Genomic DNA, 23,002 nt, shown 5'->3' on the forward strand with positions numbered 1-23,002 from the left:
TGCTCCGTCAAATTCCGAGATAGCGCAATTTAACGTAAACGCAAATCATTCTCAATCACATTACCGGATGACCCTTTCAGTTATCAGGATTTGTCTGAACAATTGCTGGAATCGTTGCCCGGGCGGATGGGATGCACGTCCGTTGGCCTGGTACGCGGTCGTCGGCCAATCCGAATGGCGCGACCGGCTTGCGACACGTCGGCACGATCTTTCACTCGCCTGACGAAGCGCCGGCGCCTGTCATGTGCGGTAGCAACTTCTTACCACGTGAAATTTTGGGGGCTCGTACGATCGGGGTGCCGTTTCCAAGGGAGAAAACCATGAAATCCATCGTGTTGTCCGCCGTCATGGTTGGCGCGCTGTCGAGCGTGATGCTGACCGGGTGCGTTGCCTATCCAGCCGGCCCGGCTCAAGTCACGATCGGCTGGCATGGCGATCGTTACTGGGACGGGAATCGCTACTGGGAGCGCCGCGACTGGGAAGCGCAGCATCAGCGCGGATATGACGATCGCCGCGACGACCATCGGGACGACCGGCGCGACGATCAGCGGCCGCAGTGGTAAGGCCCACCCCCATCCCGTGATTCACTTTTCAACGACAAGGACTTCAACATGAAAACGCTACTGAAATCGCTCGCCGTCGCGGCCGTTGCCGCCGCCGTGCTCGTGCCGGCCATCGCCGAAGCACATCCGCACCGCGTGTGTCACTTCGACCATCACCATCACAAGATGTGCCGCTGGGTGCGTTGAGCGCCGCACCGCAGATACGGGAAAGCGCCGGCAAGCCGGCGCTTTTTTCGTTTTGGCGGCTGGAACGCCGCAGCGAGGTGGTCGATCGTCGGTGGGCGGACACGCGGTCGTTGTCGGATGTGGTTGCTTAAGCAACCACATTGCGCGACCTCGGCACGGCCCCACCGTCCCGTAAGTCATCACCCGAAGCGAACGCAGCCCATCGTCTTCGCCCGGGGCGGGCCTGCCGTCATCAGTAGATGAACAATCGAATCGTCGCCGTACCGTTGAACGGACCGATCTTCGGCGGCCCGAACGCCTTCAGCACGGCATCGAGCGTCACGCTCTGGTAGTTCACGCTTCCCGGCATCTGCGCGAGCACGAATTGTTCGTTGAACGCAATCGCCTTGCCGTTTCGGTCCTCGATGCCGATGCCGAAATTACTCTTCGGATCCGGCACGAGCAGCCCGTTCTGCACCGTCTGCGAAGTCTCGAAGTAGCCGTCCACGCGCACCGGCACGTTGCATTGCTTGGTCAGCGCGAGACTGAACGACTGGCGCGGCACCGCGGGCGAGAAACCGTTGCGCGTCGCCTGAACCTGGCCGAACTTCACGATGCCGGGCTCCGGCGTGACCTTCACGTCGACCATGCAAGGTGTCGGCTTGAGATTCTGCAGACCGCTCAGCTTGTAGCGAAAGCTTCCCTTGCTGTTCAGTCCGCGCTCGCCGTCGAACTGAAACACCGCGTAGATATCCGAGGGTGGCCTCGTCCACGCCCCCCGCTTGCGAATGACCACCTGATACGTAATGCTGATGGGCCATTTCGGACACATCCCGGCATCGACCTGCCGGTCGTTCAACTCGCAGATTTTCACGGAGCGGTGCGAGTCAATGCCGTTCCCCGGCTGGCTGCTGCGTCCGTAATAATCGGTGCCCTCGAAGCGAATGCCGACTTCGAGCCCCCATGCGGCCGGATTCTGTTTCTCCGGGTTCGCGTAGAAGTAGATCTGTTCGGGGAAATTCTGCAGTCCGCCGATATCCTTGTAGCAATAGCCCGTTGTCGTGCGCGGCGGCGACACCCAGATCACGTAACCATCCGGCGCGTCGGTCGGATACGACGCGACATTGCCGATCGTCTCGATCTGCGACAGGCCGCCGTTGTCCGCAATACATTTCAGTGCCCACGCCGGCTGCGCGAACACGACGAACAGCGCGAGCGCACACCACCTGAGCCAGGCCGGCATTCGCGATGCAATGCCGTTTCGTCGCACGCCGCTCATTTCTTCACACTCTTGCAAGCACTGCCCTCGCACGCATACTCGACCGCCACCTGGCCGCCGTAATCGTCGATATGCGTAACGAACAACGTGGAAGGCGTCGCGGCCTTGAACGGCACGTCGGCCGTGCTCATCGGGCTCACCATTACCGGATCGATCGGCACCGGCGTCTTCTGCGTGCCCGATGTCACGTCGACCACCGTCACGTGATACGGCGTCGGATTGTCGAACACCAGCTTGTGCGCGGCAGCGTCGACGCGCAGCGTCATCGGCAGCGTCCAGTCCTCGTCGCGCGCGGGCTGCACGGCCTTCGGCCGGTAGAACAGCTTCATCTGCGTATGCAGTGCGATCTGCAGCGAGTTCGGCGTGTCGGTCTTCGGCGGCACTTCGCGGATGTTCAGGTAGAACACCGATTCGCGATCGGCCGGCAGTTCGGTGCCCGGCAGCCTCGCGATCCGCAGCACGTTGCGCTCGTTCGCCTCGATGCGCTGCAGCGGCGGCACGACCATCAGCGGCGTCGTGATCTTGTTGCCTTTCGCGTCCTCGAGCCACGACTGAACGAGATACGGATACGTCGCGCTCTTGTTCGTGATCGTGACGATCGCGGCCTGCTCGCCTTCGTTGAAGATCACGCGCGTGCGATCGGGGACGATCGCCGCTTGCGCGGCGCCCGCGAGCAGCGCGCCGGCGGTCGCGAGCACGCACCACGCGCGCCGCGAAAAGGAAAGGGAGAAAGCGTTCTTCATCGCTGGATCCATGAAATCATCGTTCGAGCCGCGCGGCCGCTGCATGCGACTCGCCGGGCGTCTGGCACGTCACCGGGATCGGCGTGCCTTCGAATTGGAGCTGGTTCGGCAGTGCATCGACCGTGCAGAGCGTGCGCTCGCCCGCGCGCACCGCCAGCGTGGACTTCGGCTGAACCTGGGTCAGGAACGCCGCGCCGGCCTCGCCGACGATGCCGAGTTCCTTGCCGTTCGCCGCGTCCTGCACCGATGCGCCGAACGGCAGCGGCTTGCCGGCCGGGTCGGTCAGCGTCAGGTACAGGTTGCTGCCGCGCGCGGCGGAAAACTTCACGAAGCCGATCGCGCCGTCGGTCAGCACCATGCGCTGGATCGGGTTCGACACCTGCACTTCGAGCGGCAGCTTCTCGACGTTGACGGTCGCGTCGTACACGTTGTACGGCGAGATGCCGTCGAGCACCGCATAGCCGCGCGAATCGGTGTGCGAGAGCGTGCCGGACAGCGGCACGTTCGGCACGCCGTCGGTCGACACCAGCAGCCGCGTGTCGCCAGCATTGCCGTTCGCGTGCGCGGACACGCCGTACTGGGTCGCGACCAACGACCCGTCGACTTCCAGCGACGCAGCCGCGTAGGAATTGGCCACCGACGACGCCTGCGCGGTGAGCTGGTACGCTGACGTGCGCTGACGGAAGCTCGCGTTCGCCGACGCGCGGCCGTCGGTCGCGCCCGCATTGACCTGATAGGTACGGCCGTCCGGATCGTCGTAGATATAGCCGGCGTTCACGCTCGTGCTGCCGCTGCCGGTCGTCAGGTTCGACGTGACGGTGTGGCGGCCGCCGATCGGCAGCGTCGCGGTGACCGAGAACTGGTTGCCGCTCGCGCCCGCGCTATGCGTGCGGAATGCCGACACGCTGACGTTCACGTTACGCAGCGTGCCGATCGAGAACGCGCGCGTCAGCGTGAGGCCGACACGCTGCTCGGACGAACGCGCCCAGTAGGTGGTCTGGTCGTACGAGAAATAGGTCGACGTGTCGCCGAAGCGCTTCGACATCGTCGCCGAGTAGCGCTGCTTGCTGTTGGCGAGGCCGTACGCGGTCGGGTCGCCCGAGAATTGCGCGAAGTTCGTGTAGTCGCGTTCGGAGAAGCGATAGCCGAAGAAGCGCACGTCGGCGTCGAGCGCATCGAAGTGCTTCGAATAATTGATGCGATACGAGTTGCCGTTGCGCGTCGCGCCATTCCACCACAGACGCGCCCGCGCATGCGTGACGTCGGCCGATACCGCGCCGAACGTACCGAAATCGCGGCCGACGCCGAGCGCGACCGATGTATAGCCCGACGCGGCGATGAAACCGCCGTACGCGGTGATGTCGAACGGCAGGCCGTACGCGATTTCACCGAAGCCGAAGAAAGGCGTGATGCCGGCGCCGCCGAACAGGCGCGGCTTGCCGACCGCGGCCTTGTAGCGCAGTTGCCCGGTGCGCGCGAGGAACGGCACGGCGGCCGTCGTCACCTGGAAGCGCTGCACGCTGCCGTCCTCTTCCTCGACCGCGACGTCGAGCGTGCCCTGCACGCTCGTGTTGATGTTCTGCAGCGCGAATGCGCCCGGCGACACGCGCGTCACGTACAGCACGCGGCCCGCCTGCGACACGGTCACCGTCGCGTTGGTGCGTGCCACGCCCGAGATCAGCGGCGCATAGCCGCGCAGCGAAGGCGGCAGCATGCGGTCGTCGCTGCGGATCGACGCGCCCGTCAAGGCGAACGTGTCGAAGATGTCAGAGGTCAGGTAGTCGTCGCCGAACGTCACCGTCGACTGGATCGACGGCAGCGCGCGAAATGCATACAGCCGGCTGAAGCGGAACGTGCGGTCCGCGTATGCCGTGTTGCCCACGTTCGATTGCGCCTGGTAGTCGCCGCGAAAGCGCCATGCATCCCAGTTCGCACCAACCGTCCCGTAGGCCTGGATCGAATTCGTCTGCCCGCCGCCCGCGCCGAAGTTGCGGTTCGTGTTCGCGATCACGCGATAGTCGAGCATCGCGCCGCGGATCCCTTGCGACCAGCGCTCCGGCGGCAGATAGGTCGAGTCGCTGAATTCGAGCGCGGCCTGCGGAATCGTGATCTTGAGCCGTCCGTCGCTCTTCAGGTAACGCACGGTCGCGCCCTCGATCGCGCCGAGGTCGACACAACGTCCGCCCTGGAAGCGCGGCAGGTCCTTCGCAAGCGACGGTTTCAGCCCGAACTGCGCGACGAGCTCCGGCGGCAGGCAGGGCTTGCCCGCACCGGACGTGTCGACGGCGATGAATTCGATCGCCTGTAGCCCGTAGAACAGGTCGTTGACCTGCACGTCGAGCATGTACTCGCCCGGCAGCGTGAAGTCGGCCTGCGAGAACTGCGACAGGTCGACATTGCTCGTTCCGTCGATGTCGAGGAACGACGAATTGAATTCCGTCGCATGGCTCTGGCTGCCGACGACCAGCACGGAGACGCAAAGGAAGGAATGTCTGATTCGCACGCGGCGCTACCGGAAGTCCGAGATGAAAAAAACGGGGAGGAAAGCAGAAGGAGGAAGGGATGCACGCACCCTTCCTCCGGTACGGATGCTTACGGGTAGCGGACCGTGAAGTTCGCGACGGCGTCGGCGGTACCCGGCGTCACGTCGGCAGCGGTCGACTCGTACATCGCCGCGAAGCGCACGACGTTCGTGCCGTTCGACAGAATGGTCGGCGCCTTTTGCTCGACGCCGTTGTCGAGGTATTCGCCCGACGGGGCCTGCAGGCGGATGCCGACGTTGGTTGCCGAACCGACCGTCGCGATCAGCTTCGGCTGGCCCGCGCTGGACGTGCCCGTGAACGTGAAGAGCGCGGTCTTCGAGATGCTGGTGTCGCAGTCGGTCAGGTTGATATCGAAATTGACCGCCGTCGACTTGTCGCCGACTTGCTTGAACGTGTGGGTCGGCACCTTGCCGAGATGCACGGTCTGGTTTTCCGAATGCGAATCGATACCGCATGCGCCCGCGACGATTTCGCCCGTGAAGTTGATCGTGCCGGTGCCCGCTGCGAAGGCCGAGGTGGACAGGGCCGCGAGAGCGACAGCGGTCAGGATGGATTTTTTCATGACGTTTCCCGTAAGGAGTGCAAATGGATTGGACGACGTGGCGGACACAAACGGCAGCGCATGGTGGCTTCCGTCCGACACGAGGCGGCATTATCGAGATAATCATGAAAGATTTCTGTAAATCATTGTCAAATGCATCTGACAATGTCAGATTTGCCCCTCTAAAACTCCATTCTTTCCACTCAATTTTCAATCCCGTATTTTTTATCCGCAGTCCTTTTTTATTTCACGGAACCGATTGAAGATTAAGGGAAATTCTTTCCGATAACCGCCTGCACCCCGCACTGCCTTGCCAGCATTGGCCTCGACGATATCCATCACCCCAAAGACAAAATATTGTCCAATGCCGCCATCGTTGCCCGACGGCAACGCCCATATCAAATCATTTTCAACTGACAGGAAATTAACCGAGGCATTTCATCAATACAGATTTGTCGCGCAAACGATTGCGAATGAATACAAACGTTTTACTGCGACACTTTGCCGCCCTCATTAATTCCAGTTCATTGATTAATTCATCCGTCAATTCCGAATCGGAAATCGCACGCATCCGTGGTCATCGGAATTCGATTTCCCGGCCTGGGTCGACGAGATGAAATGACGAGGGTGCAGCGCAACCGTTTGCGCCGATGAGCGGTACGATCGGTCGCTGGATGCAGGTTCCGCGGAAGGTGTGCCTCCGCCCTGCCGCGAGATGAAGAACGTCGGGATGGTTCGCCGGACAGCGAAAGGAAGTGCCGACGGTGATCGGCGATACGGCGGGCAGCACGACAATCGAAGCGGCGGCCGCACGCCGGATCGTACGGCCGCCATCAGGTCGCCCGACACGCAGCGGCGTCGGGCGATGGCACACGCCTCAAGCGGAAGCCGCGGCCTCCGCCGATGCCGGCGTCCACCCGCCACCGAGCGCACGGTACAGCGCGATCGCATTCGCGAGCCTGAGCTGCTTGAGCCTGATCAGCTCCTGCCCAGACTCGTACGTGCTGCGCTGCGCGTCGAGCAGTTCGAGATACGTCGAGACGCCACCCGCATAACGGCGTTCCGCGAGCTTCAGCCGCGCGCCGTCGGCCGAATACACGTCCTGCTGCGCGGCGAGCTGGCGATCGATCCAGTCGCGCGCGGCGAACGCGTCGGCCACTTCGCGGAATGCGGTCTGCACCGTCTTCTCGTATTCGGCGACCGCAATGTGCTTTCGCGCGTTCGCAACGTCGAGGTTCGCGCGGTTGCGGCCGCCCGCGAAGATCGGCAACGTGATGCGCGGCGCAAACGTCCACACGCTCGTGCCGGCGGAGAACAGGCTCGAGAACGCATCGCTGACCGAGCCGTAGTCGGTCGTCAACGCAATGCGCGGAAAGAACGCCGCGCGTGCGGCGCCGATCTGCGCATTGGCGGCCTTGAGCCGCGCCTCGGCCTGCCGGATGTCCGGCCGCCGTTCGAGCAGCGCGCTCGGCGCGCCCGGCGCCACCGGTGCGATCGACAGCGTGTCGAGCGCGCTCGCATCGCCAGGCGCGTTACGCGCGAAATCGCCCGCCAGCAGCTGCAGCGCCCGCACGGCCTGCGCATGCTCGCGCTGCAGTGCGGCCTGCGACGCACGCGCCGATGCCACCAGCATCTCGGCCGAGCGCAGCTCGATCGCATCGCTCGTGCCGGCCGCATAGCGGCGCTGCGTGAGCGCGGCCATGCGTTCGCGCGCGTCGAGCGTACGCTGCGCGAGCGCAAGCTGTTCGTGCAGCGAGCGTTCCGACACGTACGCGCCCGCCACTTCGGCAATCACGCCGATGCGAACCGTGCGCTGTGCATCGGCCGTCGCGAAATACTCGGCGAGCGCCGCATCGGACAGGTTGCGCACGCGGCCGAACAGGTCGAGCTCGTACGCACTGACGCCGACGCCCGCGCGGTACAGCCCGCTGATCGCGCTTTCGCGCACGACCGGGTCGTACTGCCGTGCGCGCTCGTAGCCGAGATTCGCGTCGACCGACGGCATCAGTTCCGCGCGCTGCACGCCGTACAGCGCGCGCGCTTCGTCGAGCCGGCCGGCCGCGATCCGCAGATCGCGGTTGTTCGCGAGCGCGGCGTCGATCCACGCCTGCAACGCCGGATCGGTGAAATACGCGTGCCAGTCGTCGAGCAACGCGGCGTCCTGCGCCGCGGCCGGTTCGGCAGCCGGTGCCGCGCTGCCGTCGACCGGTGTATAAGTCGCCGGCACCGGCGCCGCCGGCCGCTCATAGCGCGGCGCGAGCGAACACCCGGCGAGCGCGAGCGCGGCGGCCAGCGCGAGCTGAACCCGCAGCGCGGCGCGTGCATTCAGCGCAAACTTCATTGCGAACCCTCCATCGTCGCCGGCCGCGCCGCGCCGCGCCGGCGCGGGCCGACATCGAACAAGCGGCCGACGATCACGAAAAACAGCGGGACGAGAAACACCGCGAGCACGGTCGCCGTGATCACGCCGCCGAGCACGCCGGTGCCGATCGCCATCTGCGCGCCGGATGCGGCGCCCGACGCGAACGCGAGCGGCAGCACCCCGACGCCGAACGCGAGCGACGTCATCACGATCGGCCGCAGCCGCAGCCGGGCGGCCTCGAGCGCGGCGTCGACGAGCGACATGCGCTGCGCCACGAGATCCTTCGCGACTTCGACGATCAGGATCGCGTTCTTCGCGGACAGCCCGATCGTCGCGATCAGCCCCACCTTGAAATAGATGTCGTTCGGCATCATCCGCAGCGTGACACCGAGCACTGCGCCGATCACGCCGAGCGGGACGACCAGCATCACCGCGAACGGGATCGACCAGCTCTCGTAAAGCGCCGCGAGCGCAAGGAACACGACGAGCACCGACAGCGCGAACAGCATCGGCGCCTGCGCGCCCGACAGCCGCTCCTCGAACGATTGCCCCGACCACGAATAGCCGATGCCGGCCGGCAGCTTCGCGGCGATCCGCTCGATCGCGGTCATCGCCTCACCGCTGCTGTGGCCTGCCGCGGCCGAACCGTTGATCGTGAACGACGGATAGCCGTTGTAGCGCGTGAGCTGCGGCGGCCCGAGCGTCCAGTGCAGTGTCGTGAACGCCGCGAGCGGCACCATCTCGCCGCGCGCGTTGCGCACGCGCAGCTTCTTCACGTCGTCCGGATCGAGCCGGTGCAGCCCGTCGGCCTGCACCATCACGCGCCGCACCTGCGTGCCGTGCATGAAGTCGCCGATATAGTCGGAGCCGAACATCACCGCGAGCGTCGTATTGATCTCGTCCATCGACACGCCGAGCGCGGACGCCTTCGCGCGATCGATGTCGAGCTTCAGTTGCGGCGCGTCCTGCGTGCCCGCGAACATCAGGTCGGTGAGCGCACGGTCCTTGCCGCCCGCCGCGAGCAGTTGCTCGCGCGCGGCGCTGAACGTCGCGTAGTCGAGCCCGCCGCGGTTCTGCAGCCGGAAGTCGAAACCGCTCGACGAACCGAGATCGGGCAGCGCCGGCGAGTTCATCGCGAACACCGTCGTATTCGGCGTGCCCGTAAAGCGCTCGTTGACGCGCGCGACGATCGACTGCACGTGATCGCGCTCGGCCTTGCGGTCCTTCCAGTTCTTCAGCGTGACGAAGATCATCCCGCCGTTCGGCCCTTCGCCGTACAGGTTGAAACCACCGAGCGCGAACGTGTACGCAGCCGGTTCGTCCTTGCGGATATACGACTCGACCTCGCGCACGCTCTGCATCGTTTCCGCGAGCGGCGTGCCTTGCGGGCGGATCACCATCACCATGAAGTTGCCCTGGTCCTCGTCCGGCAGGAACGCGGTCGGCAGTTGCGTGAGCATCAGCGCCGCGGCCGCGGTCAGCGCACTGTATACGACGAGCCAGCGCACCGGCTTCTTCAGCATCGCGCCGACGCGTGTCGCATAGCGCTGCGTCGCACGTGCGACGAAGCGGTTGAACCAGCCGAAGAAGCCGCGCTTCTCGTGATGGTCGCCTGACACGGGCTTGAGCAGCGTCGCGCACAGCGCGGGTGTCAGCGACAGCGCGAGGAACGCCGAGAAACCGATCGACACCGCGAGCGACAGCGCGAACTGCCGGTAGATGTTGCCCACCGCGCCGCCGAAGAACGCCATCGGCACGAACACCGATGTCAGCACGACCGTGATCCCGATGATCGCGCCGCTGATCTGCTTCATCGCCTTGACGGTCGCGTCGTAAGGCCCGAGCCCTTCCTCGACCATCAGCCGCTCGACGTTCTCGACGACGACGATCGCATCGTCGACGAGGATGCCGATCGCGAGCACCATCCCGAACATCGTCAGCACGTTGATCGAGAATCCGGCCGCATACATCACGCCGAACGTGCCCGCGAGCGCGACCGGCACGACGAGCGTCGGGATCAGCGTCGCGCGCAGGTTCTGCATGAACAGGAACATCACGAGGAACACGAGCACGCCGGCCTCGATCAGCGTCGTGACGACCTTGTTCATCGAGACGCGCACGAACGACGAGGTCTCGTACGGGATCTGGTACTTCACGCCCGGCGGGAAGTACGCGGACAGCTCGTCCATCGTCGCGCGCACGCGCTTCTCGGTGGACACCGCGTTCGAGCCCGGCGCGAGCTTGATGCCCATGCCGGTCGCGACCTTGCCGTTCACGTACGACGGATAGTTGTAGTCGTTGCCGCCGAATTCGATGCGTGCGACGTCGCGCAGGAATAGCGCGGACCCGTCGGCCTGTGCACGCAGTGCGATCGCGCCGAAATCGGCCGGCGTCTTCAGCGGCGCGTCGGCGAACACGGTCGCCGCGATCGGCGCGCTGTCCGGCACCGCGCTGCGGCCGATGTCGCCGATCGTCACGCGCGCGTTGTGCGCACGCACGGCCGACGCGATGTCCGACGCGGTGAGGCCGTGCCCGGCCATCTTCACCGGGTCGGGCCAGATCCGCATCGCATATTCGGCGCCCCAGAACTGCACCTTGCCGACGCCCTCGACGCGGCGCAGCGCCTGCACGACGTTCGCCGACGCATATTCGCCGAGCTGCACGTCGGTCATCCGGCCGTCGTCGGACGTCAGCGACACGACGAGCTGGATGTTGTCGGCGGCCTTCTCGACCTGGATGCCGTCGCGGCGCACGGGCTCGGGCAGGCGCGCGTCGACCGTCTTCAGCCGGTTCTGCACTTCGACGGCCGCGAGATCGGCGTTCACGCCCTGCTTGAACGTCAGGTACAGCGATGCCATGCCGGCACTGCTCGTCGCGGACGTGTACATCAGGCCCGGTGCGCCGTTCATCTCGCGCTCGATCAGCGCGGTCACCGATTCCTCGACGACCTGCGCGGATGCGCCCGGATACGTCGCATAGATGCTGACGACGGGCGGTGCGATGTCCGGGTACTGCGCAACGGGCAGCGCGCGGATCGCGAACATGCCGCCCAGCATGATGAAGATGGCGATCACCCACGCAAAGACGGGGCGATCGATGAAGAAACGTGCCATGTTGGTTTGAACCGGTCAGGTTTGACGGGCGGCCGCCTGCGAAGCGGCCGCTGCCGGCGCCGCCTTCGACGGCGGCGACTTCTCGACGGGCTTGACGGCCGTATCGGGCGCGAACTGCGATGCGTCGTCGACGATCACGCGCTCGCCGCCCGCGAGGCCGTGCGTGATGCGCCAGTCATGGCCGCTCATCTGGTCGGCCGTGACCTCGACGTCCTTGACCTTGCCGTTCGTGCCGACCACGCGCACCGACGTGCGGTCGGCCGTGCGCAGCAGCGCGTCGCGCGGCACGAGGATCGCGCGCTGGTCGACCGCCGTGTCGAGCGCGATCCGCACGTACGCGCCCGGCAACAGTTCGCGTTCGGGGTTCGGGAACAGCGCGCGCATCGCAACGGTGTCGGTGGTCGGATCGACCGCGAGATCGCTGAACAGCAGCTTGCCCTTCAACGGATATGCGGTGCCGTCGGCACGCACCAGCGTCACCGCGACGTCGTGCTGCGCGATGCCCGTCGCGCGCCCGCTCTTTACCGCGCGGCGCAATGCGTCGACGTCGGCGGCCGGTTGCGAGAAGTTCACGTAGATCGGATCGAGCTGCTCGACGGTCGTGAGCGGCGTCGCCTGGTCCTGCCCGACGAGCGCGCCTTCGGTCACGAGCGCGCGTCGCGCACGGCCCGCGATCGGCGCGGTGACGGTTGCATAGTCGAGTTGCAGTTGCGCACGCGCGAGCTCGGCCTTCGCCGATGCAACCTCGGCCTTCGCCTGCGTGTCGGCCGCAACGGCTTCGGTATGGTCGCGCTCGCTCACTGCGCGGTCGCGCACGAGATCGTCGTAACGGCGACGCTTGTCGCTCGCCGCAAGCGCGGCGGCCTGCGCCTTCGCGAGCGCGCCCTGCGCGGCATCGCGTGCGGCCTTCAGCGGCGCGGGATCGATGCGGAACAGCACCGCGCCCTGCTTCACCTCCTGGCCTTCCTCGTAGGTGCGCGCGGTGACGATGCCCGCGACCCGCGCCCGCACTTCCGCCTGCCGATAGGCGTCGAGCCGGCCCGGCAGCTCGACGGTCATCGGGACGGCCGTCGGATGCACCGTCACGACGGTGGCCTGCTTCGCGGTCTCCGGCGCGGCGTCCTTGTCGCCCTTTCCACATCCGGCCACGGCCAATACGGCCGCCAGCGCGAACGGCGCCAGCCCGTGGCGCAACAGGGAGCGATTGTTATTCATATGTGACCTCGGATCGTTCGCCGCCGATACAATGCGGCGGCTCAGGGTGGCCGATTATAATCAGTCACGACTGATTAAATACATGCGGTTTCAATCTGACCGACACTCTGTCTCAATAAAACGACAGCGAATTGTAAGGAATTTAACGCCATGGCCCGCAAGACCCGGGAAGAATCGCTCGCCATCAAGCACCGGATCCTCGACGCCGCCGAACTGGTGCTGCTCGAGAAAGGCGTCGCGCAAACCGCGATGGCGGACCTCGCCGAGGCTGCCGGGATGTCGCGCGGCGCCGTCTACGGCCACTACCGCAACAAGATGGAGGTGTGTCTCGCGATGTGCGACCGCGCTTTCGCGCGCACGTCGGAAGGCTTCGACGCGGGCGACGGCCTGCCGCCGCTCGCCACGCTGCGGCGCGCGGCGTCGCACTACCTGCAGGAATGCGGCGAGCCGGGCCCGATGCAGCGCGTGCTCGTGATCCTCTATACGAAATGCGAGCAAAGCGAGGAAAACGGCGCGCTGCAACGCCGCCGGATGCTGCTCGAACTGCAGATGCTGCGGATCACGAAGGCGCTGCTGCGCCGCGCGATTGGCGCCGGCGAACTCGCCGCCGATCTCGACGTGCACCTGGCCGCCGTCTATCTCGTGTCGCTGCTCGAAGGCGTGTTCGCGTCGATGATCTGGACCAACCGGCTGCGCGGCAACCTGTGGAACGACGCCGAAGCGATGCTCGACGCCGGTTTCGACACCGTTCGCATGTCCGCCGCATTGCGCGGCCGCGCGCAGAAATTGCCGGACTGATGGAATTTATCGTAATAAATGCTGATTTAACCCGATTTACCGCACTGCGAAACGAATGAGCTGACCCCTTTTAAAATTTTTAACGTTTCGCGGAACATCGGTAGACTGACGCTGTCATCTTTCTTTAGCGTCTTCGTGATAACCGGGTTCGACCCGGTATGCACGCCGCCGTTCGAAGCGGGCCCGCCCCGTGTGTTGGGTCGAACGGAAACGACACAGGCCCCTGGCGGGGCCTGTTTTGTTGCACGCCCGCCACCCGCCCCGTCGCCGTTCGACGGATGAGCCGCCGGCGGCCCCTGCCCACACCCCTTTGAACCGCTTTCCTGGATGTGGACACCTTGGTCAAGTCTGCCGCTACCCCTGATGCTTTCGCGCCCGGTCGCGCGCAGCGCGTCGCGCGCGCGCTCGTACCGGCCGCCGTGCTCGGCGCCCTCGCCGCATTCGGTCTCGCCGCCGCGCTGCCGGCCGTATCGCAACTGCCCGGCGCCGTCGATTCCGGCACGGCCGCGCTGCCGCAGCGCGTGCTGTCGGACACGCCGTTTCCCACCGCGCAGCATTTCGTGACGAGCGAACTCGCGCGCACGATCGGCGAGCGCAACGAACACACCGATCGCAACGACCGCAGCTCGCAGCCCGGCCTGTTCGCGCCGCTCAGCGCGCACCGCAACGACATGCTCGGCTATGCGAGCCTGTTCCAGTTCGCACAGCCCGAGAACCAGCACGGGATGCGCGCGGGCGACATCGAGCTCACGCTGTCCGATACGCTGAACCGTCTCGACGTTCCGCCCGAAGTACGCATCCAGCTCGGCGATCTCGTCACTGGCAAGGTCGCGATGCGCGCGAGTGCACAGCGCGGCGACTACTACCGCGTCGCATTCGACACGAACGACGGCACGCCGCGCCTTACCGCGCTCGAACTGCGCGTCGCCGGTCGCACCTTCGGCGCGATCTGGTTCCGCGCGCCGGGCGCCGACCACGGCGCGTACTACACGCTCGACGGCTCGCCGCTCGAAGCCGCTGCCTTCATGATGCCGGTCAAGTGGACGCGCATCAGCTCGTTCTTCGGCGAGCGTATCCATCCGCTGTCGCAGGCGATGGCGTTCCATACGGGCGTCGATCTCGCCGCGCCGAGCGGCACGCCCGTCGACGCGGCGGCCGACGGCGTCGTGTCGTTCGCCGGGTTCGATCCCGGTGGCTATGGCCGCTACGTGATCGTCGATCATGCGGATGGCTACTCGACCTACTACGCGCACCTGTCCGCGTTCGCACACGGGCTCAAGGTCGGCGAAACCGTCAAGCAGGGCCAGCGGATCGGCTCGGTCGGAATGACAGGCGCCGCGACGGGCCCGCACCTGCATTTCGAGGTGCGTGTCGCGAACGATCCGGTCGACCCGCTCGTCACGCTCGCCAATGCGCAGACGGCGCTGTCCGACATGCAGCTCACCGCGTTCCGCCAGGAAGCCGCGCAATGGCGCTTCCGCCTCGCGTCGATCAATACGACGCCGTTCGCGTTCGCGCAGAACGACGGGCCGCTGTGGGGTGATTTCGCCACGGACACATCGACGCTGCGCGCGGTCTTCAACACGCACTACTCGGCGTCGTGATGCAGGTGCCGCCGGGTGCGGCACACCGTTACCGCGCGGGTTCCGTGTACTCCGCCGTCGCCTGCGCGGCGCGCTCCGCGCGCGGGCGGCGCGACAGCAGCCAGCGTGCCGCGCCGTCGAGCGACGTGCACAGCACCAGGTAGATCAGCGCGACGAACAGGAAGATCGGCGCCGGATACACCATCAGCCGGTTGTTCACCTGCGTCGCGACGAACGACAACTCCGGCACGCCGACGATATACGCGAGCGACGTGTCCTTCACCAGCGCGACCCACTGGTTGACGAACGACGGTGTCATGATCCGGATCGCCTGCGGCAGCAGCACATAACGCACCGTCTGCCAGCGCGTGAGCCCGAGCGACAGCCCGGCCTGCCATTGCCCGTCGCCGGCCGCGACGATACCCGCATGTACCGCATGCGCGAGATACGCACCGCCGATCAGCGCGAGCGCGCACACGACCGTCGCGAGCCCCGGCACGTCCATGTGCAGCAGCACGGGCATCAGGAAATACGTCCAGAAGATCAGCATCAGCACCGGAATCGCGCGGAAGAAGCCGATGAACGCGAGCAGCAGCACGCGCGCGGGCCCGCGTGCGAGCGCCATCGCGACTCCGAGCGCCACGCCGAGCACGGCCGACGCGACGGCCGACGCGATCGCGAGCAGCAGCGACAGCGCGGCGCCGCCGAGCGGGCCTTCCGGAAACGCGCCAACGAGCAGGTACGGGAGGTTGGAGAGAAGCAGCGAAAGATCCATCGTCAACGCCCCGCACCGAGCCGGTCGCGCCATTGCGTGGCCGCGTACGCACCGGCCTCGATCGCGGCCACGGCCGCGACGTACAGCAACGTCGCGACGCCGAACGCGGCGAACGTCTTGAACGTTTCCGTCTCGACCTGCCTCGATGCATACGATAGTTCGGCCACGCCGATCGCCATCGCGAGCGACGAGTTCTTCACGAGGTTCATGTACTGGCCGAACAGCGGCGGCAGCGCGATGCGCACGGCCTGCGGCAGCACCACGTAACGCAACGACTGCATCGGCGTGAGGCCGAGCGCCGCCGCCGCGTCATGCTGCGCCCGACGCACGCCGCGCAGGCCAGCTTCGCATTCCTCGGCGACGAACGCGGCCGTATACGCACTCAGCCCGACCCAGCCCGCGACGAATTCGAACGACGGCCAGGCGAGCGTGAACGGGCCCGCGTTCAACGCATGGCGCGCATTCAGCCATGCGATCCACGTGTCGGGCAGCAACGACGCAACGCCGAAATACCAGAACAGCAACTGCACGAGCAGTGGCGTGTTGCGGAACGTGACGACGTACGCGGCGGCGGCCGCGCGCGGCGCCGCGCCGCGTGCGTGACGCATGACCGCGAGCAGAAGCCCGCCGGCGGTCGCGGCGACGGCCGACGCGGCCGCGAGACCGAGCGTCAGCAGGAACCCCTGCCAGAGCCAGGACAGATATTTGGGAGCCAACCCGAGCATGCTGTGTTGCGGGCGCGAAGCGCGCGATCGGAAGAAAACGAAATGCGCCGCGCGGCCGATGATCCGGCCGATCGCGGCGCGCGTGCGACGTGGATCAGGTCTTGTCGCCGATCCGGAAGATGCGCGTGAGCGGCGTCTTCGTCGTCGGCCCGAACCATGCATCGTAGATCTGCGTCGCGCGGCCGTTCGCCTCGAGGCCCTTCAACGTGTCGTTGACGAAGCCGAGCAGGCGCGTCTCGCCCTTCGGCACGCCAACGCCCATGTAGTCGTTCGAGATCGTGAACGCCGGGATCTCGTAGTTCTGCTTGTCCGGCACGTTGGCGAGCAGGCCGATCAGCTTCGGGCCGTCCTGCGTGATCGCCTGCACGTTGCCGGCGCGCAGCGCGGCGAACGCGAACGGCGTGTCGTCGTACGCGACGATCGTGGCCTTCGGGAATTTCTCGCGCAGCGTGATCTCGTTGGTCGTGCCCTTGTCCGCGCCGACGCGCAGGCCGTTCAACTGGTCGGCCGATTTCAGCACACCCTTCTTCGAGAGAAACTGCTGGCCCGACGAGAAATACGGAATGCTGAAGTCGACCTGCTTCGCACGCTCGTCGGTGATCGTGAAGTTCGCGAGCACGAGATCGACCTTGCCGGACGTCAGGAACGGAATGCGGTTCGCAGGATTGGTCGGCTGCAGTTGCAGCTTCACACCGAGCTTGTCGGCGAGTGCCTTCGCATAGTCGACGTCGAGGCCGACGATGTGGTTGTTCTTCGCGTCGACATAGCCGAACGGCGGGTTGCTGTCGAACGTCGCGACGCGCAGCACACCGGCCTTCTTGATATCGTCGAGTCGGTCCGCATGCGCGACGGTGCCTGCGGTAATAAGCGCGGCCCCGACGAGCCACGTAGCGAGAGTGTGGAATTTCATGAGCACGACCTGATTTGTTATGAAGGCCGCCGCGGATCGCGCGGCGGCCCGGTTCGAAGAACATCGCGACAGAGTGTGTCGTCGCGAAGCCGCTAACGTATCAGTGCGTGCGGCGAATCCGAACCAACAAATGGTGCTTTGCTCTGCGGGTTTCGTGATGAGCCGCGCGGGGCACGGGCGCGGCATCGCGCCGCGCCCCTCCCGCCATCCCCGCTTCCCGTGCGTTACCCGGCGAGCGCCGTCGCGGCCTCGTCGATCAACGCGGCAACGGCCACCGGTTTCGACGCAAGCGACGCATGGCTCGCATCGAGCGTGATGACCTTGCGCGCGTCCATGCGCGCCGACATCCGCTGCTGATTTTCCGGCGCAATCATCCGGTCCTCGCTCGAGATCTGGTACCACGACGGTTTCGAGCGCCATGCGGGCGTGCTGACGGTGTCCGCGAACGTGCTCGCCACCGGCGCCTTCTGCGTGACGGCCATCACCAGCGCTTCGTCAGACGAAAGATCCTGGCAGAAGCTCTCGTGGAATTTGTCCGGCTTGATCCACAGATAGCCGTCGCTGTCGGGCGCGAGATTCGGCGCGGCCTCCGGCAGGTGTTCCTGCGTGATCCCGCCGGGGCTTTCACCGGCATCCGGCGCGAACGCGGCGATGAACACGAGGCCCGCGACATTCGGCAGGTTGCCAGCCTCGCTGATCACGGCGCCGCCGTACGAATGGCCGACCAGCAGCACGGGGCCGGCCAGCTGCGCAACCATCTTGCGCGTGCGTTCGGCATCGTCGGCGAGCGACGTCAGCGGTACTTCGACCGCATGCAGCGCTGTATGGCCTTTGCGCGCGAGTTCGACGATCACTTTTGCCCAGTGCGCGGCGCCGCCCCAGAAGCCGTGCACGAGCACGATCGCGGGTTTGCTCATCGTGTTTCTCCTTGACGTGGCATGTCATCGAACCGTCACCGGCCCGGCCGATCCGGACCGACGCGCGGACACGCAGCAACCAGCATAGGCGAGCGGCCGCACGCCACCAACCCCGCCGGTGCCGGCATGCGGTGCAGCGCACAAAAAAAGACGCCCGCTGCACGCAGCGGGCGCGAATCCCAGTCAAGGAGGTGTTGCACGAACTACGCCTTTAGCGTGCGGAAATCTCGCGTGATGGACAACGAATCGATTTCGATATCGATATGCCGAGACACGCGTACGCGGGTTCTTCCCGCGTCGAGCCGTGAATCCCGCAGCCCGACGCGAGGCCGGGGAATGCGGCGGCCCGGCTCGACGAACATCGCGAAGCGTGCAAGTCGCGAAACCGCCAGTGCATCGGCGCGCGTGGCGAATCCGAACCGGCAAAAGGTGCTTTTCTCCACACTTGGTGCGATGAAAGCCACTGCACGCACCTTCTCCGCATGCGCGCAGTGACGGGGCCGTTACGGAAACGTGAACGTAAACTCCGCGGCGCCGCCCGCGTAACCGGCCCTGAGTTCGCTGTCGGTGCCGGTCCGGATGTACTGCGCGCTCAACGGCATCACGGCGGTGTCGCCGACGCGCCTCATCGGATACTGTTTCGCGCTGTCCGGTTCATCGTAGCTGATCCGCTCGCCAGTCAGGCCGTTCGTCATCACGATGTTGAAGCCGCGGGCGGTCGCCTGCCCTTCGGGCGCGCTGAGTTGCAGCAGCGTCTTGTCGGCGTTCGGCTGGACGGCCTTGTCGCGGAAGCTGATCGTCGGTTTCGCCGCCGCCGCGCACCGGCTGAGCGTGATGTTGAAGTCGACCGGCTGCGACGTTGCGTTCAGGCTCGGGAACTGGCCGAGCGACGCTCTGCCGAGATTGACCGGAACGATCATGTTCGACTCGACTTCGCATTGCTTCGGCACTGGAATACCCCCACCGCCGCCGATCGTCAGATTGCCGACGCCGGTATAGGTGATCGACTGCCTGCACATGTTCGGTGAAAGCGGTGGGGTTAAGATCACGTCGCTGCCGAGCGAAGCGGCGTTTTCCGGCAACGTATACGCGTACAACCTGATCCGCGGCGTCCCGAGCAGATCGTTCACGACGATCTCGCCTTCCGGCAACGAGGTCGCCGCCTTGGTCAGCACGAGGTGCTGCTCGAAATAGACCATGATATTGTCGCCGACGGACGTCCCGCCCCCCTCCACGCGATTGATTGCCCACTTCGCAACCGCGGTCGGGTAGACGCTCTGCACCAGCTTGCGCGATTCGCCGTCGCTGTCGACACCCGACCAGCGCAACGCGATGCCGTCCACGTTCGTGCGCGCGAGGCCGTCGGGAACGACCGTCCCCACCTCCCAGTGCCCGGCGCTCACCAGCTCGTACGCGCTGGGCCCCGGAGGCCCGTACCTGTACGTCACGATGAGCGACACCATGCGCTGATAGAGCACGGCGCCGACCGGTGTGCTGTTCGTCAGGCGCGTGACCTGCCGCCAGCTCGTCGCCCGGACATTGCTGAACGTGCAATCGACGGCCGGCGTCCCCGCCGTTGCCGCATTGACATAGCATGCGCACGCCGCGCACACGGACACGGCTGCCCTGAACCAGCGCGCGGGCGTGCGCGCCCATCGACAAACGCGCCGCAGTATCGTTGTCATACTGTCTCCCGTTGAAGCGGCGGCGGGCGTCGCATCGCCCGTCGCCGAATGCCTTACTGCTCGATCACACCGAGGTTGACGCCCGCGATCTTGTGCTGGGCGGCGGCACCGACCGCATGGCTCCACCGGAACGTGCCGCGATTGACGCCGACGAGGCCCCCGTAAACCTGCCGCCACGACGAATAGGTGCTGTTGTTGACGCGACCGCTTGCCGCCGAGCTCTCGACCAGCCCCGCGTTCAGCCCGACCAGGCCACCGAGCGTTGCCTGGCGGCCGCCGCTGACCGTGCCCGACGCCGACGAGCCGAAGATCTCGCCGAGGTTGTCGCCGACGAGCCCGCCGGCGACGCTCGACGTGCTGCCCTGAACGTTGCCCGTCGCCGATGCGACCGCGAGCGTGCCCGACGTTGCGTTGGTCCCTGCAAAACCGCCCACCGACGCATACATGCCGGCAGATACGTCGCCGCTCGCATCGTTGTCGGCCAGTACGCTCTCGTTGTAGCCGGCGAAGCCGCCCGTCTTGCTGTGGCTGCCGCCGGTCGTCTTGCCACGCGCGACCGAATGCGCGATCGTCCCGTCGATGTGGCTGCCGACGAAGCCGCCAACGGTGCCCTGCCCGCCCGATACCGTGCCGTGTGCCTGTGCGTCGTCAATCAGCGCATCGCGGCCCAGGTTGATGCCGACAAAACCGCCCGTTGCGCCGGACGACGCGCTGGTGACAGCGCCCAGCGCCTTGCTCTTGACCACGGAATTCTGGTTCAGCCCGACGAACCCGCCGATGGCTTGCGCGGACTTGCCGTCAACCACGCCGCTTGCAATCGAATCGGAGATCGTGCCGGTGTTGTAGCCGACAAAACCGCCCGCAGTACCGGCTGTGCCGCCCGTCGTGCGTCCGGAGGCGCTGCCCTGCACGACCCCGTCGACCAGGTTCGCGCCGACCAGGCCGCCGACGTTGACGCCCGACAAGCCATGGGCGGATGTCGAGCCGAGGCTCGTGCCGTTGCGAATCACGCCGCCACGATTCAGGCCGACGAGGCCGCCCAGCGATGCGATGTTCGATGCGCCACCCGACACGGTGGCGTTCGCCGTGCCGTCGGATATCGTTGCCACCGCATGTCCGGCAAACGACGCCTGCTCGCCGACGAGACCGCCGGCAGCGTCAGTCATGCCGTTGCCTTCCACCTTGCCGGTAAACGACGATTGCGCCACGCTGCCGCGGTTGATGCCAACGAGGCCGCCGAGCACGTTGCTGCGGCGCGCCCCGGCCCGCACCCGCGTGTTGTCCGACACGACGACGTTCGCGATCTCGCCGCGATTCTCGCCTGCCACCGCACCGATCGCGACCGGTCCCGGGCCCGCGGCCGCACCGACACTCGACGATTTCAGCACGAGGTTCGCGATGCGGCCTGTATTGAGGCCGAACAGACCCGCGTAGGGACTGCCGCTCGTAATCGACAGCCGGCTGACCGAATGACCGAGGCCGTCGAACACACCGGAGAACGGCGTGTCGGCGCCGATCGTCTGGAACGCGGTGTTGGAACGGCTGACGATGTCGTTGCCGAGTACGTACAGGCCGCCCAGGTTCGCGTTGATCGCCTGCAACTGCGCGAGGTTCTGGATCACGGTATGGAAAAAACCGTTCGACTCGAACCCTGCGCCCGCACCGGACAGCGTGACTGATGCGCCGTTGCCGAGCGCGTACGTACCGCCGTAATCGAGCTTGAAACGGGCGTTCGCGCCGGTCAGCGAGACCGGCGCGGTTATCTGCGTGCCTTGTGCCGCGTCGATGGCCACGCCGGCGTTCGCACCCGTTGCACGCAACGCGCCGTTCACGGCTACATCACCCTGCCGGCTCGTCAGCGTCAGCTGATTGCCGGTTGCCCAGTTCACCGGGCCGTCGACCGACAGCTTGCCCTGCTCGGCGACGAGCTCGATATCCGTCATCTCCAGATTGCGTGACAGCGTATCGGCGACGATCGTCCCGTGGCGGCTCGCACCCGGCGTGACCGACAGGTCGGACGACGCGATTCGCCAGACGCCGTTGCGTCCGTTGGTGGCACGGGTATCGACCGTCGTGCCGAGCGCAACCTTCACGTCCGCACCGCGCGTGTCGATCGTGCCGCCGATTCCGGGGGTCGTCGCGCTGGCGTTAAGCGTGCCGGCGACGTTGACCGTCCCTGCGTCATGACCGTCCAGCGAGATCCGCCCGGCGGAGTTCCTGAGCGTGCGCGCCTCGATGGCGCCCTGGTTGTTCACCACCGTCTGCAACAGCGCATTGGCGGTGCGCGCGCTCATCAGCACCTGTCCGCCATCGGCCTTGAGCAGTCGTTCGTTACTGACCAGCGCGTCGACCGCACGCTCGTCGACCTGCAGGTTGAGCAGCTTGCTGCCGTCGAAGTTCAGCGTGACGGCGTCGCCCGCGGCGAGCGCCACGGTGCCCATCTGCGCCTCGACGACGCCACGGTTCGCGACCTGCGCGCCGAGCAACGCAATGGCGCCGCCTTCGGCCGCGACGAGGTTGCCGCTGTTCTGTATGTTGCCGATCGACGTGCCGGAAAACCGGTAGTGCCCGGCGGCGAAATCGGCGTTCTTGATGTCGAGCGTCGAGGCTACGAGGCCGCCGACGTTGACCTGCGAACCGCCACCGAACAGGATCCCGTTCGGGTTGACGAGAAACACGCGGCCGTTCGCGTCGATGCTGCCGTGAATCGTACTGCCTTGCTGCCCCACGACCCGGTTCAGCGCGATCGACGACGCGGACGGCTGGTTGAACCTGACGCGCTGCCCCGCATCGACGTTGAACGACGACCATTCGGTCAGCAGCTTGTCGCTGTGCTGGTTGATCGACATTTGCCGGCCGTTGTCGTAACGCTGGATGTCGGCACTCCCGGACACGACGTTCTCGCCGACCGGCAACGCATGCGCGGCGCTCATCGCACCGCCGGCGACGCATGCGACGGCCAGCATCCTCCTGGTGCGCGTCGATGCCTTGCCGCGGCGACGCACGCGTTCACCCGCAACCTGCCACACTCCCTGCCCGCTGTTCCACACCAGAGCGTAGGTTTTGTTCATTGTCGATTTGCCTC

General features: G+C 66.0%; 19 protein-coding genes. 5 read left to right on the top strand and 14 right to left on the bottom strand.

Annotated elements, in window-relative coordinates; all coding sequences use genetic code 11:
- Nucleotides 1-320: 320 nt before the first annotated feature.
- Together U5809_RS18830 and U5809_RS18835 are read left to right on the top strand one after the other, a co-directional pair.
- Complete coding sequence (locus U5809_RS18830) at nt 321-563, top strand: hypothetical protein (protein ID WP_322087671.1); 243 nt, start codon at nt 321-323, stop codon at nt 561-563.
- A 48-nt stretch (nt 564-611) separates the two neighbouring features.
- Nucleotides 612-749 (top strand): HHHH-motif protein, encoded by a 138-nt coding sequence (locus U5809_RS18835; RefSeq protein WP_176048069.1) that lies wholly within the window; start codon nt 612-614, stop codon nt 747-749.
- Nucleotides 750-981: 232 nt separating this feature from the next.
- Here the strand turns inward: U5809_RS18835 and U5809_RS18840 are convergent, their stop codons facing one another.
- From U5809_RS18840 to U5809_RS18855, 4 genes are all read right to left on the bottom strand, one after another.
- Complete coding sequence (locus tag U5809_RS18840) at nt 982-2,007, bottom strand: fimbrial protein (RefSeq protein ID WP_322087672.1); 1,026 nt, start codon at nt 2,005-2,007, stop codon at nt 982-984.
- Nucleotides 2,004-2,750, bottom strand: coding sequence for a molecular chaperone (locus U5809_RS18845; protein ID WP_322087673.1), 747 nt, complete (start codon nt 2,748-2,750; stop codon nt 2,004-2,006). The genes U5809_RS18840 and U5809_RS18845 overlap by 4 nt, the downstream gene beginning before the upstream one ends.
- A gap of 16 nt (nt 2,751-2,766) precedes the next feature.
- Nucleotides 2,767-5,220 (bottom strand): fimbria/pilus outer membrane usher protein, encoded by a 2,454-nt coding sequence (locus U5809_RS18850; protein ID WP_322087780.1) that lies wholly within the window; start codon nt 5,218-5,220, stop codon nt 2,767-2,769.
- A 122-nt stretch (nt 5,221-5,342) separates the two neighbouring features.
- Nucleotides 5,343-5,855: a fimbrial protein gene (locus U5809_RS18855; RefSeq protein ID WP_322087674.1), complete on the bottom strand. Its 513-nt coding sequence runs from the start codon at nt 5,853-5,855 to the stop codon at nt 5,343-5,345.
- 23 nt (nt 5,856-5,878) lie between these two features.
- Here U5809_RS18855 and U5809_RS18860 point away from each other — a divergent pair, with 23 nt between their 5' ends.
- Complete coding sequence (locus U5809_RS18860) at nt 5,879-6,097, top strand: hypothetical protein (protein ID WP_322087675.1); 219 nt, start codon at nt 5,879-5,881, stop codon at nt 6,095-6,097.
- 614 nt (nt 6,098-6,711) lie between these two features.
- Here U5809_RS18860 and U5809_RS18865 read toward each other — a convergent pair.
- The 3 genes from U5809_RS18865 to U5809_RS18875 are packed head-to-tail and all read right to left on the bottom strand — an operon-like array spanning nt 6,712 to nt 12,524.
- The gene (locus U5809_RS18865) at nt 6,712-8,175 is read right to left on the bottom strand and encodes an efflux transporter outer membrane subunit (protein ID WP_322087676.1); all 1,464 of its coding nucleotides are present in this window, start codon (nt 8,173-8,175) and stop codon (nt 6,712-6,714) included.
- On the bottom strand, nt 8,172-11,309 hold the full coding sequence (locus U5809_RS18870) for a multidrug efflux RND transporter permease subunit (protein ID WP_322087677.1): 3,138 nt from the start codon (nt 11,307-11,309) through the stop codon (nt 8,172-8,174). The genes U5809_RS18865 and U5809_RS18870 overlap by 4 nt, the downstream gene beginning before the upstream one ends.
- A gap of 15 nt (nt 11,310-11,324) precedes the next feature.
- Nucleotides 11,325-12,524 carry a MexX/AxyX family multidrug efflux RND transporter periplasmic adaptor subunit gene (locus tag U5809_RS18875; protein ID WP_322087678.1) on the bottom strand — a complete coding sequence of 400 codons (1,200 nt, stop codon included), beginning with the start codon at nt 12,522-12,524 and terminating at the stop codon, nt 11,325-11,327.
- Between the two features lie 150 nt (nt 12,525-12,674).
- On the opposite strand from U5809_RS18875, the gene U5809_RS18880 reads away from it, so the two are divergent.
- Nucleotides 12,675-13,322, top strand: coding sequence for a TetR family transcriptional regulator (locus U5809_RS18880; protein ID WP_322087679.1), 648 nt, complete (start codon nt 12,675-12,677; stop codon nt 13,320-13,322).
- A 338-nt stretch (nt 13,323-13,660) separates the two neighbouring features.
- Entirely contained in the window at nt 13,661-14,926 is a 1,266-nt protein-coding gene (locus U5809_RS18885) for a M23 family metallopeptidase (RefSeq protein WP_322087680.1), read from the top strand.
- Between the two features lie 28 nt (nt 14,927-14,954).
- Here the strand turns inward: U5809_RS18885 and U5809_RS18890 are convergent, their stop codons facing one another.
- From U5809_RS18890 to U5809_RS18920, 7 genes are all read right to left on the bottom strand, one after another.
- The gene (locus U5809_RS18890) at nt 14,955-15,680 is read right to left on the bottom strand and encodes an amino acid ABC transporter permease (protein WP_322087681.1); all 726 of its coding nucleotides are present in this window, start codon (nt 15,678-15,680) and stop codon (nt 14,955-14,957) included.
- A gap of 2 nt (nt 15,681-15,682) precedes the next feature.
- The gene (locus tag U5809_RS18895) at nt 15,683-16,405 is read right to left on the bottom strand and encodes an amino acid ABC transporter permease (protein WP_322087682.1); all 723 of its coding nucleotides are present in this window, start codon (nt 16,403-16,405) and stop codon (nt 15,683-15,685) included.
- Nucleotides 16,406-16,499: 94 nt separating this feature from the next.
- The gene (locus U5809_RS18900) at nt 16,500-17,315 is read right to left on the bottom strand and encodes an ABC transporter substrate-binding protein (protein ID WP_282507456.1); all 816 of its coding nucleotides are present in this window, start codon (nt 17,313-17,315) and stop codon (nt 16,500-16,502) included.
- Nucleotides 17,316-17,539: 224 nt separating this feature from the next.
- Nucleotides 17,540-18,232 (bottom strand): alpha/beta hydrolase, encoded by a 693-nt coding sequence (locus tag U5809_RS18905; protein WP_282507455.1) that lies wholly within the window; start codon nt 18,230-18,232, stop codon nt 17,540-17,542.
- A 203-nt stretch (nt 18,233-18,435) separates the two neighbouring features.
- Nucleotides 18,436-18,696, bottom strand: a complete 261-nt coding sequence (locus U5809_RS18910) for a hypothetical protein (RefSeq protein ID WP_322087683.1) — start codon at nt 18,694-18,696, stop codon at nt 18,436-18,438.
- Between the two features lie 39 nt (nt 18,697-18,735).
- The gene (locus U5809_RS18915; RefSeq protein ID WP_322087684.1) at nt 18,736-19,917 is read right to left on the bottom strand and encodes a fimbrial protein; all 1,182 of its coding nucleotides are present in this window, start codon (nt 19,915-19,917) and stop codon (nt 18,736-18,738) included.
- A 53-nt stretch (nt 19,918-19,970) separates the two neighbouring features.
- Complete coding sequence (locus U5809_RS18920) at nt 19,971-22,988, bottom strand: filamentous hemagglutinin N-terminal domain-containing protein (protein WP_322087685.1); 3,018 nt, start codon at nt 22,986-22,988, stop codon at nt 19,971-19,973.
- Between the last annotated feature and the right edge of the window lie 14 nt (nt 22,989-23,002).

Origin of the sequence: Burkholderia sp. BCC1999, from assembly GCF_905339975.1 — a bacterium.
GTDB lineage: Bacteria > Pseudomonadota > Gammaproteobacteria > Burkholderiales > Burkholderiaceae > Burkholderia.